The organism is Lelliottia nimipressuralis (genome assembly GCF_004402045.1).
GTDB classification, from domain to species: Bacteria; Pseudomonadota; Gammaproteobacteria; order Enterobacterales; family Enterobacteriaceae; genus Enterobacter; species Enterobacter chinensis.
The window spans coordinates 1-13,055 of sequence record NZ_SOMG01000003.1; the positions used below are offsets into that span (position 1 = coordinate 1).

Consider the following 13,055-nt stretch of genomic DNA (forward strand, 5'->3'; position numbering starts at 1 on the left):
CTCAGAAGTGAAACGCCGTAGCGCCGATGGTAGTGTGGGGTCTCCCCATGTGAGAGTAGGGAACTGCCAGGCATCAAATTTAGCGTGCTGATATGGCTCAGTTGGTAGAGCGCACCCTTGGTAAGGGTGAGGTCCCCAGTTCGACTCTGGGTATCAGCACCACTTTATACTTAGGTTAAAGTTCGGCAAGAAGTAAAAGAATTTGTCTGGCGGCTTTAGCGCGGTGGTCCCACCTGACCCCATGCCGAACTCAGAAGTGAAACGCCGTAGCGCCGATGGTAGTGTGGGGTCTCCCCATGTGAGAGTAGGGAACTGCCAGACATCAAATAAGAAGAACCCCGTACCGTAAGGTGCGGGGTTTTTTGCTTTGTGCGGTCTGAAAAAGTCGGGTGGCGGCTTCGCCTTACCCGACCTACATAGCCCAGAGGCCCGGCAGGCAACGCGCCACCGGGCAAAACAGCAGATTAATGAATCACCTGCGACAGGAAGGCTCGCGTACGTTCTGACTTAGGATGCGCAAAGAACTCATCCGGTGGCGCCTGCTCAACAATCTCCCCACGATCCATGAAGATCACCCGGTCGGCCACGGTTCTTGCGAATCCCATTTCATGCGTCACACACAGCATAGTCATGCCGGATTGTGCCAGTCCAATCATGGTGTCCAGAACCTCCTTCACCATTTCTGGATCGAGGGCAGATGTCGGTTCATCAAACAGCATAATTTTAGGTTTCATACACAGCGAGCGGGCGATAGCCACACGCTGCTGTTGGCCACCCGATATCTGGCCAGGAAATTTATTGGCATGCTCTGCGATACGTACACGTTCCAGGTAATGCATTGCCAACGCTTCTGCTTCCTTTTTTGGCATTTTACGAACCCAAATCGGTGCAAGCGTACAGTTCTGCAGAACGGTCAGGTGCGGAAATAGATTAAAGTGCTGAAACACCATTCCTACTTCCTGACGCACGCGTTCGATGTTGCGGATATCTTCATTCAGCTCAATACCATCAACCACAATGCGTCCTTGCTGATGTTCTTCAAGATGGTTAATACAGCGAATGGTTGTGGATTTCCCTGATCCGGAAGGGCCGCAAAGGACGATGCGTTCTCCCTGCTTTACCTTAAGATTAATGTCTTTGAGAACATGAAACTGTCCGTACCATTTATTCACGTTTTCCAGCGTAATCATCGCGTCGGCAGGTGTCATAGTAATTTGGCTCATAATTTCCTCAGTGCGGTGTACGCCCGGTGTTAAAGCGCTTTTCCAGGTGCTGGCTGTAGCGCGACATGCTAAAACAAAAGATCCAGTAGATCAGAGCTGCAAAGACATATCCCTCGGTGGACATACCCAGCCAGACAGGGTCAACGGTTGCCTGTTGCACGCTGCTAAAGAGATCGAACAATCCGATGATGATCACCAGGCTGGTATCTTTGAAGAGGGCAATGATCGTGTTGACCAGGCCCGGAATGACCAGTTTGAGTGCCTGGGGAAGAATGACCAGTCCCTGCGTTTTCCAGTAGCCGAGCGCCAATGATTCCGCCGCTTCGTACTGGCCTTTAGGTAGCGCCTGCAATCCACCCCGCACAACTTCTGCGACATAGGCGGACTGGAAGAGAATGACCCCGACCAGGGCACGGATCAGTTTGTCGATCGTTGTACCTTCTGCCATAAACAGCGGCAGCATGACCGAAGACATAAATAGAACGGTGATAAGCGGTACGCCGCGCCAGAACTCAATGAAGATAACGGAGAGCACGCGTACGATCGGCATTTTTGAACGCCGTCCCAGGGCAAGTAAAATCCCCCATGGTAGAGCGCCGGCTATCCCCACTGAAGCGATAATCAACGTCAGCGTCAGACCGCCCCACTGGCGTGTTTCTACCCGTTCCAGCCCCAGAAAGCCGCCATACAGCAGCACCCAGACAACAATGGGATAAACCACTGCCCAGCCGGCAATGTAGAGTCCACGATGAGGCAGCTTTTTCCAGAACATGACCGCGACAGAGAGCAGGCCGATAACCAGCGCCAGGTTTATCCGCCAGCGCTGTTCGTGCGGATACAACCCATACATGAACTGACCAAAGCGCTCATGAATAAACACCCAGCAAGCACCCGCTTTTGTACAGTCTGCTCGGGTTGATCCGACCCAGTTAGCCTGCAGGAACGCCCAGTTCAGGAGGGGGGGGATCAATTCCCACATCAGCCATAGACAAACAATCGTCAGGAGGCTATTACTCCAGCTGGAGAACAGATTCTTACGCGCCCAGAGAATGAAACGTCCACCTGTCGAGTTGGCAGGGCGCGAGGAGTGCGACATTATCGCTTTTGTCATCATAGTTCCTTAGCGCTCGACCAGTGCTATACGACGGTTATAAAGGTTCATCAGCAGTGAAATCACCAGGCTGATGATCAGATAGACAGACATCGTGATGGCGATAGTTTCAATGGCTTGTCCGGTCTGGTTAAGCACGGTTCCGGCGAAGAGTGACACCATATCGGGATAACCAATGGCAGCGGCCAGCGACGAGTTTTTGACAATATTGAGATACTGGCTGGTCAGAGGGGGAATGATGACCCGTAAAGCCTGCGGAATGATGACCTGGCGAAGCGTCACGGTATGGGGCAATCCCAGAGAGCGTGCCGCCTCGTGCTGCCCGTAAGGTACGGCCTGGATCCCTGCACGGATAATCTCAGCGATAAACGCGGACGTATAAATCGACAGCGCCAGCGTCAGGGCTGCCAGCTCAGGAATTAATACCATCCCGCCCTGGAAGTTAAAGCCACGCAGGTGTGGGATGTCCCAGTGTAGCGCGGCCCCAAACAGCCAGTGTGCCAGGAGAGGCAGGCTAACGATCAGGACGACTGCCGTTGGCCAGGTTCTGCGAAGTTGACCGGTTTTGACCTGATGTTTGCGATTAAAACGAAATACCCCCGCAGAGAGAGCAAGCGCTATCACAATCGCGCCGATGAACGCATACGCACCTTCACCTGGCTGAGGAGAAGGAATGGATAACCCACGATTACTCAGGAAAAAAAGCTCAAACGCATCGACGGCCTGGCGAGGACCGGGAAGGTTACGCAATACGGCGAAATACCAGAAGAAGATCTGCAGCAGCGGCGGGATATTGCGGAACGTCTCGATATAAATGGTAGAAAGTTTCCGCAGGAGCCAGTTTTCAGAAAGACGCGCCAGGCCAATAAAGAACCCCAGTATCGACGCGAAGACAATACAAAGCGCCGATACCAGCAGCGTATTCAGTAAACCGACGACGAACACGCGTCCGTAGGTGTCACCTTCCTGGTAATCAATAAGGTGCTGAACAATGCCAAACCCCGCGCTGCGATCCAAAAACGCAAAACCGGAGGTAATGCCGCGGTTATTCAGGTTGGTGATCGTGTTATGGATGAGATACACGACGATGAGAACAACCGCAACGATAGCAATAATCTGGAATAGCCAGGCGCGGACCGCGGGATGAGAAAAGGATAGCGATCCTTTTACGGCTGAGCGGCGATGGGACATAAAGAAACCTCAGTAACCATGACTCTGGAGTGGGCACTGCCTGAGCAGTGCCCGTTACAGCTATGACTTAACGTACTGGTGGCGCGTACTGAATACCGCCGTTGTTCCAGAGATTGTTCTGGCCGCGTTTGATCTTCAGCGGGCTTTCCGATCCCACGTTGCGCTCAAAGATCTCAGAGTAGTTGCCCACCTGTTTGATGATGTTGTAAGCCCACTTGTTATCCAGCTTCAGATCCTTGCCGAAATCACCTTCTTTACCGAGCAGGTGTGCCATGTCCGGGTTGGATGGTTTAGCGGCTTTCTCATCAACGTTTTTCGAGTTAATGCCCATCTCTTCTGCGTTCAGCATGGCAAACAGCGTCCAGCGAACAATGGAGAACCAGTCTTCATCGCCACGGCGCACCACGGGGCCGAGAGGTTCTTTGGAGATCACTTCAGGCAGGACAATCCACTCTGCCGGGTTGCTCAGCTTAATACGTAAGGCATACAACTGTGACTGGTCAGAGGCCAGCGTGTCACAACGGCCGGATTCCAGCGCTTTAGCGGATTCATCCGAGCGGTCGAATGTCACAGGAGTGTATTTCATGTTATTTGCTTTGAAATAATCCGCGACGTTCAGTTCGGTATCGGTGCCTGCCTGGATACAAACGGTGGCTCCATCCAGTTCTTTGGCGCTTTTCAGACCGGCTTTATTGTGGGTCAGGAAACCGATGCCGTCATAATAGGTCACGCCGGTAAAAGACATCCCCATGCCTGCATCACGCGAGGAGGTCCAGGTGGTATTACGGGAGAGCATGTCAACCTCGCCGGACTGCAGCGCCGTAAAACGTTCTTTCGCCGTCAGCGGGGTATATTTTACTTTGCTGTCATCACCAAAAACGGCGGCAGCGACGCCACGGCAGACGTCCACATCAATACCGGTAAATTTGCCGTTCGCATCGGCGTAAGAGAAGCCAGGCAAACCATCACTGATACCACATTGAACAAAACCTTTCTTTTTAACGGCATCCAGTGTCGTTCCCGCATGGGCTTGACCGGCTACGGCAAACAACATGCCTGCAGCGGCCAGGCTGGCTATCATCGTCTTTTTCATAATGCATCCTGTGTGGCGAAATTTATCGTTATAGAGGCGTTTTTAAACGCTTTACCTGTCTGTGGCTTTGGCCAACGTTTATAAAGCAAACGTAATGCCAGTTTTGCGTTCGACAAAATAAGTGATGATTGAACGCTTAATGCTGAGTGTAGACAGGCTTAAATAAAACGAGCGCCCCGAAACGGTGCGAAATTACAACCTGTGCCACAAATCGGAGCAAAAGTTTTAAGGACAGCCAGAGGAAAAGAGAGGATAGTTTCCAGAGTGAATATTGGCAGAGTATTCAATAGTATTAATGTGTGAAAATCATCACGATAGAATATGAAATTTAAAGGAGTATACGAAAAAGATGTGACTGGCTTCTGGCTAAAATTAATTAGGTGAATAATTACGGGGCTATTTTTTTACTTATTTGAAAATCCTGCACTCATTAAAAGCAAAAGCGCGGCCAGAGCCGCGCTTTCTTAACAGATTTTACTTGGTCAGGGCAACGATACCCAGCGTCAAACCCGCCACTGCGGCAGCACCGCCGGCGATAGCACCCGCTGTCTCCCAGTTATCCTGGGTGGTGCCTTTCATACAGGTATTGGTATGAACCAGTCGGCCCTGGTCGTCGTAAACCGGTACACATGGAGAGTCGTGCGCGCAACCAGCAAGCAGCGCAGCGAGTAGTGCAACGGAAATGAATCTTTTCATGATGTTACCTCAGTATTATTTCTCGTCCGTTATAAAGCCAGGAGGGCTATTAACGAACTGGAGGTTATTTTACCACCGGGGTAAGTCCTCGTTACACGAGGAATAATCTCAAATTATGTAGTTTGTAAAAATCGTGGAGAAAAATCGGTTTGAGGATGAATTAATGGAGAAATTATGAAGCGGCGAGAGGCTGTTTTTACTTAACGCAAACCATCATGTTTTTAACACTGCTTTTATGTAATGTCTAATTCATTGTTTATGTTAAAAATAAAAAAGGCACCAGCGGTGCCTTTCAGGGAAACATTAATCCTTATGGTTTGTAAACCGTCGCCGGACAACCACAAAGAAGACGGGCACGAAGAAAATCGCCAGAAGCGTTGCGGAAAGCATCCCCCCCATAACGCCCGTACCAACGGCGTTTTGCGCGCCGCTCCCGGCCCCGGTGCTGATCACAAGCGGCATGACGCCAAGAATAAAGGCCAGGGACGTCATCAGGAGCGGGCGAAGGCGCATCCTCGAGGCTTCCAGCGTGGCCTCAATAATGCCTTTACCTTCTTTATCCATCAGGTCCTTAGCAAATTCGACGATCAGGATGGCGTTTTTCGCCGATAAACCAATCGTCGTCAGCAGGCCGACCTGGAAATAGACGTCATTATTTAACCCGCGCAGCGATGCTGCGAGAAGCGCCCCGATGACGCCCAGCGGTACAACCAGCATGACAGAGAACGGAATGGACCAGCTTTCATACAGGGCTGCGAGACACAGGAACACCACGATCAGTGAGATGGCGTACAGTGCAGGCGCCTGGTTACCCGAAAGCCGCTCCTGATAAGACATTCCTGTCCAGTCATAGCCGATGCCGGAAGGCAGTTTTGCCGCGAGGTTTTCCATCATGACCATTGCCTCACCGGTACTTTTTCCAGGAGCTGATTCACCGAGGATTTCCATTGATGGCATTCCGTTGTAGCGCTCCAGGCGAGGTGAACCATAAACCCAGTGAGCGTTGCTAAAGGCTGAGAACGGGACCATTTCCCCATTCGCGCTGCGCACGTACAGGTTATTAATATCCCCCGGCAACATACGGAATTTTGCGTCGGCCTGTACGTAGACCTTTTTCACTCGCCCATGATCGATAAAGTCGTTCACATAGGTGCCACCTAAGGCCGTCGAAATCGTCTGGTTGACGTCAGAAATACTGACCCCCAGCGCCTGTGCTTTCTCCTGGTCGACATCAAGCTTGAACTGAGGGGTATCTTCAAGACCGTTAGGACGCATGCGAACCAGAAGGTCAGGGTGCTCTTTCACCATCCCGAGCAGTTGGTTTCGCGCCTGAGTCAACTGGGTATGCCCCAGGTTAGCCTGGTCAATCAACTCAAAGTCGAAGCCCGTAGCGGTACCCAGCTCAATAATTGCTGGCAGGTTAAACGGGAACACGAGGCCATCTTTAATCTGACTGAAGGCTTTCGTCGCGCGACCGACAATGGCCCCGACGCCATTTTTCTCGCCCGGGCGTTCCTCCCAGGGCTTCAGGCTGACGAAGGCAATACCGGCGTTCTGACCCTGGCCGCTAAAGCTAAAGCCGTTAACGGTAAAAACAGATTCAACGTTCGCCTTTTCGTTGTTCAGATAGTAGTCCTGAACCTGGTCGAGCACCTGCTGAGTCCTCGTCTGGGTTGCACCCGCCGGGAGTTGAACCATCGTCATAAAAACGCCCTGATCCTCTTCGGGCAGGAAGGAGGTGGGCAAGCGAAGGAAGAGCACTGCCATCCCACCGACGATAATGACGTACACCACCAGATAGCGGCCGGTCTTACGTAAAATACCGCTTACGCTATTGCTATAGTGCTCCACGCTCCTATCAAAAAGCGCATTAAACCAGCCAAAGAAGCCACCCTTCTTCTCGTGACGATCGTGGGATATGGGCTTGAGCAGCGTTGCACAGAGTGCTGGCGTCAGGATCAGCGCAACCAGTACGGACAGCGCCATGGCGGAAACGATAGTCAGCGAGAACTGGCGATAGATCGCCCCCGTCGAACCGCCAAAAAAGGCCATTGGAATAAAGACCGCCGAGAGCACCATGGCGATCCCCACCAGTGCGCCCTGGATCTGCTCCATCGACTTTTGCGTGGCCTCTTTCGGCGGCAGGTTGTCCTCGACCATGACGCGTTCAACGTTCTCAACCACCACGATAGCATCATCGACCAGCAGGCCTATCGCCAGCACCATGCCGAACATCGTCAGGGTATTGATAGAGAAACCGAACGCCGCCAGAACCGCGAAGGTACCCAGCAGAACGACCGGCACCGCGATAGTCGGGATGAGCGTCGCCCGCAGGTTTTGCAGGAACAGGTACATGACCAGGAAGACGAGAATGATCGCTTCAAACAGGGTCTTCACCACTTCGTGGATGGAGATTTTCACAAATGGCGTTGTGTCATAGGGGTAGACAACTTTCAGCCCCTGTGGGAAGAACTGCTGCAGTTGCGCCAGTTTGCTCTTGATGGCTGCCGCGGTGTCCAGCGCATTTGCCCCGGTTGCCAGCTTAATCCCCAGACCGGTTGCCGCCTGCCCGTTGATTTTAGTGACCATGTTGTAGTTTTCGCCACCCAACTCAATACGAGCCACATCCTTCAGATGCACCATCGAGCCGTCCTGATTCACCTTAAGCGTCACGCGGCCAAACTCTTCCGGTGATTTCAGGCGGGTTTGTGCGATGATCGAGGAATTGAGCTGCTGTCCGGGAATGGACGGCGTTCCACCCAACTGGCCTGCCGCTATCTGGTCATTCTGCGTTTTCAGCTGGTTGATAATATCCAGCGGAGTCAGCTGGTATTTGTTCATCGCGTTGCTGTCGAGCCAGATACGCATCGCATACTGAGCCCCAAACAGCTGAACGTCACCGACGCCAGACGTTCGGCTGATGGTATCTTTGACGTTCGAAGCGACATAGTCGGAGATGTCATTCTGTGAGAGGTTCTTGTTGTCTGAAACAAAACCTGCGACCAGCAGGAAGCTGCTACTGGATTTCTCCACGCCAATCCCTTGCTGCTGAACCTCTTGCGGCAGCAGCGGCATGGCGAGCTGCAGCTTGTTCTGAACCTGCACCTGGGCGATATCCGGATCGGTTCCTGACTCGAAGGTCAGGGTGATGGTGACGTTACCTGCTGAATCGCTGGTGGAGGACATATACATCAGGTTATCGATACCGTTCATGTTCTGTTCGATAACCTGGGTCACGGTATCCTGCACCGTTTGAGCATCCGCACCCGGGTAGGTAGCGGATATTGCCACCGCGGGAGGCGCAATGGTCGGATACTGTGCGACGGGAAGTTTGAGAATGGCCAGCCCGCCTGCAATCATTAAAATGATGGCAAGTACCCAGGCGAAAACCGGTCTCTGAATAAAGAAATTAGCCATGTCGTCGTCCCTTAACTGGCTGGCGCTGTGGAGGCATCAGGCGTGGCGACGACGGTTGTCCCCGGTCTAACTTTCTGTAACCCGCTGACAATGACGCGATCGCCGTTTTTGAGCCCTTCCGTCACCAGCCAGCGATCGCCAATCGCCTGAGGGGCGACGACGGTACGCGACTCAACCTGGTTTTTATCATTCACCACCAGAACGGTTGCATCGCCTCGCGGCGTACGTGTTACCCCTTGCTGTGGAACCAGAATCGCATCCGGCTGCGTGCCCTCATCAATGCGTGCGCGAACAAACATGCCGGGTAGCAACAGATGTTGAGGATTCGGGAAAATGGCGCGCAGGGTAATTGAGCCGGTACTTTCATCGACCGTGACGTCAGAGAACTGCAATGTGCCTTTCAGCGGATAGGGCTGACCATTTTCCATCAGCAGCTCAACGGTGCTGGCGGTATCGCCTTTTTGCAGACTCGTCTGTTTCAGACGCAAAAAATCATTACTGGACTGGGTGACATCGACATACATCGGATCAAGCTGCTGGACCGTTGCCAGCGCAGCAGCCTGGCCGTTCGTGACGAGTGCCCCTTCGGTCACACTGGATTTACCGATGCGGCCATCGACAGGAGACGTCACTTTGGTATAGGCAAGATTGATACGCGCACTTTCAACGCCGGCTTTTGCGGCAACGACGCTGGCATTTGCCTGCTGCGCCGTGGCCACGGCCTGGTCATACTCTTGCTTACTGACATACTGTGTTCCCACCAGCGGGAGATAACGTTTCACCGTCAGGTGCGCAATACTGGCCGCCGCCTGTGCTTTCGCCAGCTCGCCTTTTGCGCTGTCATAGGTCGCCTGATAGGTCGCAGGATCAATCTGGTAGAGTGACTGCCCCGCTTTTACATCGCTACCTTCCGCGAAGTTACGACGCAGGATTATGCCGCTAACCTGAGGACGAACCTCCGCAACCCGAAATGCATCTGTTCTGCCCGGGAGTTCAGTTGTGACTGCCAGAGGCGCGCTTTTCACGATGTGCACGCTGACCTGAGGCGCCTGCGGGGGTTGCTGTTTTTCCTGACCATCGCATCCAGTGAGCAGTATCGCGGTGACAATGAAACCGGATAAGGGTAAGCGTCTGAAATAATTCGTCATTGCTGTTCCTTTAAATACCCATTAACCGATATATTCCGTGAACCGGTAGCTGGGACAGAGGGATAAAAAATAAAATGTAGCTGCGTATAATAATGAGGGTATTTAATGTTCTTTAATTTATAAGTGCGAATGACCAGGCCGGAAAGAAAAATCAGAATCGGTCCCGGAACTTTCAGCGGTATACTTCTGGCATATTAATCAGGTAAGCAGGGTTTAATGTTATCTAGCTATTCACCTCATGAATTTATTTGCTTTGATGTATTTGTAATAATTATAAATTATGTGCGTTGACTTTTTTTGTGCAAAATTAAAACGGATTTTGATGAATACTTTCATTTCCATGAACGCAGTAATACCTTTAAACCTTGTGCATAACGAGTAGTTGTCTATGGCGCGTAAAAAGAAAGAAGAGGCTCAACAAACCCGGCAGCAGCTGATTGAGGCGGCAATCGAACAGTTTGCGACGCGTGGCGTAGCCAGCACGACGCTGACGGATATCGCAGATGCCGCCAGGGTTACGCGCGGTGCGATATACTGGCATTTCACCAGTAAATCTGAAATATTTAATGCCATCTGGGAACAGCAATTACCGCTTCGCGACATTATTCGCGACAGGCTTTCTCTTTCCGAAAGTGACGATCCGTTGTTAATGCTTCGTGAGCAATTTATTACTGCGCTGCAGTATATTGCGCATGAGCCCCGGCAATGTGCGCTTTTGCAAATTCTGTATCATAAATGTGAATTTAGCAGTGATATGATTTCAGAATGTGAAATCAGAAAGCGTATCGGGTTCAATTATGAAACGCTACGTGGCGCGCTGGAGTCCTGTATTTCGCGGAAAATCATTTCTTCAAAGGTGAATGTTGATCTCACCTTGATCGTATTCCACGGTTTTTTTAGCGGAATAATTAAAAACTGGTTAATGAATAGCGACAGTTTTAATCTTTATCAGCAGGCTCCAGCCCTGGTCGATAGCATTCTGGCGACACTCCCTGTCATTCGCGTATCGCCTCGTGATGATGATGGTTACAACTCCGCGCCAGGTAACATTTCCCCTCGGGCACAAAGTGCCTCTATGGTCTGCGCGCTAACCGGTTTACCTAACAGATAGCCCTGAAGGGTGTTACAGCCAAGCTCGGTCAAAAAGGTTTGTTGAGCTTCAGTTTCCACACCCTCTGCCACGACTTTCAGATTAAGTGTTTTTGCGAGGGCCACGATCGCCGAAACAATGGTGGCATCCTCGCTCTCCCCGCTTAACTCTTTCACAAACGCCCTGTCAATTTTTAATTCACATGCCGGCAGGCGCTTGAGATACAGCAAACTCGAATATCCGGTGCCAAAATCATCAATGGAGGCCTTGACGCCAGCATTCGTCAGCTCTGTCAGCACCCGTACACTTTCATCCGGGTTGCTCATTGCCGTGGTCTCTGTCACTTCCAGGATCAACATTTCCGGTGGCACATGGTGAAGTGCCAGGCAGTCGAGAACCGTTTTAACCAGCGAAGGTTGTTCGAACTGCAATGTTGACAGGTTTACCGCCATTGACCAGCTTTGATGCCCCTGAAGATGCCATTCCCGCAGCTGGCGACAGGCTTCGTTCATCACCCAGTTGCCAATGGGGATGATAAGCCCCGTTTTTTCCGCCAGCGGCAGGAAAAGATCCGGGGTCAGTAACCCCTGTTTAGGATGCTGCCAGCGCAATAGCGCCTCAAATCCAAGAATAGGCCCAGCGGGTGCATGAAACTTTGGCTGGTATAGCAGGCGCAGCTCATTGCGATCGATCGCCATCCACAGATCGTTCATTAACTGGAGATGGGTCTGCGCCAGGGTGTTCATGGAAGGCTGGAAAAAGTGGTAACCGTTCCGGCCCATATGCTTCGTGTGGTACATCGCTGCATCGGCGTTAAACATCAGCTCGCGCTCGGTTTTGCCGTCGTGAGGATAAAGTGCGATACCAATACTGAGGGTCACCACCAGTTCATAGGGATCGAGATTGAACGGGCTATCGATTGCATGCACCAGCGAATTTGCCAGCGAGGCCGCATCGTCCGGACCTTCTCCCTCTGCCAGCAGAACAAACTCATCACCGCCGATACGAGCAAGGGTGAACTGGCCTTTCAGCAGAAGCAGCAAACGCTGCGTAACAGCGACCAGCAGTCTGTCACCGACATCATGTCCGTAGGCGTCATTGATGGCTTTAAAACCGTCGAGATCCATGAACATCAGGGCAAAATGGGTACCTTCACGATCGGCTTTGCTGATGGCCTGATCGAGTCTGTCTTCCAGCAAGATACGGTTCGGCAGACGCGTCAGCGTATCCTGCAGCGCCAGTTGAGCGAGTTCCCGGTTTGCTTCTGCAAGCGACGAGGCCAGAAGGGCGGTACGAGCCTGAAGACGGGCGTCCAGCATCGATACCAGCAGGGTGATCCCAAGAATAGAGAGCGCGACGACGCTGACCAGCACTGCCAGCCAGCTGCCGTTAATACCGTCATGATGAACCATTGTGGACATCGGAAACTGTGCGGCTTTCATCCCGGCGTAGTGCATACCGGCAATGGCAACTCCCATCGTGATGGCGGCACCCATGCGCATCAGCACGACCTGCGCGGCTTCGTGACGCAGGCGGAAGGTCAGCCATAATGCTGCGAGTGAAGCGGCAAGCGCAATCGCGACCGAAATGGCTACCCAGACCTTGTCCCAGATGATCCCGGGCATCACTTCCAGCGCCGCCATGCCGGTGTAATGCATGGCAACAATACCGCTGCCCATCACCAGCGCGCCGGGCAGCAGCCGGCGTAAGCGCAATTGCTCGCAGCTCACGAGCCATAGCGCAAACAATGACGCCCCCACGGCGATGACCATGGATAACACCGTCAGGGTGGCGTTGTAGCTCATGCTCATGGAGAGGTCCATCGCCAGCATGCCGATAAAATGCATGGCCCATACGCCAATGCCCATTGCAATACCGCCGCCAGCTAGCCAGACGCGGGCAGCGACGCCCTGACTCCCGGCGACACGCGCAGCCATATTCAGCGCGGTATACGCCGCAAGGATGGCAACAACAAAGGAGAGGACTACAAGGATATGGTTGTATTGGCTAACCAGCATGGTCGGTTCTACTCGAGTGTGAGGTTACGCTAGAGCGGTTGAGAAGGGCGAGACATTATCACCGTAAG

General features: G+C 52.4%; 9 protein-coding genes, 1 tRNA gene and 1 rRNA gene. 3 read left to right on the forward strand and 8 right to left on the reverse strand.

Annotated elements, in window-relative coordinates; genetic code table 11:
• Nucleotides 1-86 precede the first annotated feature (86 nt).
• Both E3U32_RS01155 and rrf read left to right on the forward strand, forming a co-directional pair.
• Nucleotides 87-162, forward strand: a tRNA-Thr gene (locus tag E3U32_RS01155).
• 43 nt (nucleotides 163-205) lie between these two features.
• Nucleotides 206-321, forward strand: a 5S ribosomal RNA gene (gene rrf, locus E3U32_RS01160).
• Nucleotides 322-464: 143 nt separating this feature from the next.
• Here the strand turns inward: rrf and E3U32_RS01165 are convergent.
• The 7 genes from E3U32_RS01165 to E3U32_RS01195 all read right to left on the reverse strand — a co-directional run bounded on the left by E3U32_RS01165 (nucleotide 465) and on the right by E3U32_RS01195 (nucleotide 9,879).
• Nucleotides 465-1,223, reverse strand: a complete 759-nt coding sequence (locus tag E3U32_RS01165; protein ID WP_014171880.1) for an amino acid ABC transporter ATP-binding protein — start codon at nucleotides 1,221-1,223, stop codon at nucleotides 465-467.
• 7 nt (nucleotides 1,224-1,230) lie between these two features.
• A complete protein-coding gene (locus E3U32_RS01170) occupies nucleotides 1,231-2,334 on the reverse strand; it encodes an amino acid ABC transporter permease (protein WP_134347363.1) in 1,104 nt (367 codons plus the stop codon).
• 9 nt (nucleotides 2,335-2,343) lie between these two features.
• A complete protein-coding gene (locus E3U32_RS01175) occupies nucleotides 2,344-3,525 on the reverse strand; it encodes an amino acid ABC transporter permease (RefSeq protein WP_134347364.1) in 1,182 nt (393 codons plus the stop codon).
• A 67-nt stretch (nucleotides 3,526-3,592) separates the two neighbouring features.
• Nucleotides 3,593-4,618 (reverse strand): amino acid ABC transporter substrate-binding protein, encoded by a 1,026-nt coding sequence (locus tag E3U32_RS01180; RefSeq protein ID WP_023333654.1) that lies wholly within the window; start codon nucleotides 4,616-4,618, stop codon nucleotides 3,593-3,595.
• A gap of 474 nt (nucleotides 4,619-5,092) precedes the next feature.
• A complete protein-coding gene (locus E3U32_RS01185) occupies nucleotides 5,093-5,314 on the reverse strand; it encodes a lipoprotein (RefSeq protein WP_008502867.1) in 222 nt (73 codons plus the stop codon).
• Nucleotides 5,315-5,617: 303 nt separating this feature from the next.
• Entirely contained in the window at nucleotides 5,618-8,731 is a 3,114-nt protein-coding gene (locus E3U32_RS01190; protein WP_134347365.1) for an efflux RND transporter permease subunit, read from the reverse strand.
• Nucleotides 8,732-8,742: 11 nt separating this feature from the next.
• On the reverse strand, nucleotides 8,743-9,879 hold the full coding sequence (locus E3U32_RS01195; RefSeq protein ID WP_134347366.1) for an efflux RND transporter periplasmic adaptor subunit: 1,137 nt from the start codon (nucleotides 9,877-9,879) through the stop codon (nucleotides 8,743-8,745).
• 388 nt (nucleotides 9,880-10,267) lie between these two features.
• Here E3U32_RS01195 and envR point away from each other — a divergent pair, with 388 nt between their 5' ends.
• Nucleotides 10,268-10,990: an acrEF/envCD operon transcriptional regulator gene (gene envR / locus E3U32_RS01200; RefSeq protein ID WP_134347367.1), complete on the forward strand. Its 723-nt coding sequence runs from the start codon at nucleotides 10,268-10,270 to the stop codon at nucleotides 10,988-10,990.
• Here the strand turns inward: envR and E3U32_RS01205 are convergent.
• Nucleotides 10,906-12,987: a putative bifunctional diguanylate cyclase/phosphodiesterase gene (locus E3U32_RS01205; RefSeq protein WP_134347368.1), complete on the reverse strand. Its 2,082-nt coding sequence runs from the start codon at nucleotides 12,985-12,987 to the stop codon at nucleotides 10,906-10,908. The genes envR and E3U32_RS01205 overlap by 85 nt on opposite strands.
• Between the last annotated feature and the right edge of the window lie 68 nt (nucleotides 12,988-13,055).

What these genes read in the sequence shown, in the direction of transcription:
- E3U32_RS01175 (WP_134347364.1), bottom strand. Translation starts at nt 3,525, where the DNA reads ATGTCCCATCGCCGCTCAGCCGTAAAAGGATCGCTATCCTTTTCTCAT.
- envR (WP_134347367.1), top strand. Translation starts at nt 10,268, where the DNA reads ATGGCGCGTAAAAAGAAAGAAGAGGCTCAACAAACCCGGCAGCAGCTG.
- E3U32_RS01190 (WP_134347365.1), bottom strand. Translation starts at nt 8,731, where the DNA reads ATGGCTAATTTCTTTATTCAGAGACCGGTTTTCGCCTGGGTACTTGCC.
- E3U32_RS01195 (WP_134347366.1), bottom strand. Translation starts at nt 9,879, where the DNA reads ATGACGAATTATTTCAGACGCTTACCCTTATCCGGTTTCATTGTCACC.
- E3U32_RS01205 (WP_134347368.1), bottom strand. Translation starts at nt 12,987, where the DNA reads ATGCTGGTTAGCCAATACAACCATATCCTTGTAGTCCTCTCCTTTGTT.
- E3U32_RS01170 (WP_134347363.1), bottom strand. Translation starts at nt 2,334, where the DNA reads ATGACAAAAGCGATAATGTCGCACTCCTCGCGCCCTGCCAACTCGACA.
- E3U32_RS01185 (WP_008502867.1), bottom strand. Translation starts at nt 5,314, where the DNA reads ATGAAAAGATTCATTTCCGTTGCACTACTCGCTGCGCTGCTTGCTGGT.
- E3U32_RS01180 (WP_023333654.1), bottom strand. Translation starts at nt 4,618, where the DNA reads ATGAAAAAGACGATGATAGCCAGCCTGGCCGCTGCAGGCATGTTGTTT.
- E3U32_RS01165 (WP_014171880.1), bottom strand. Translation starts at nt 1,223, where the DNA reads ATGAGCCAAATTACTATGACACCTGCCGACGCGATGATTACGCTGGAA.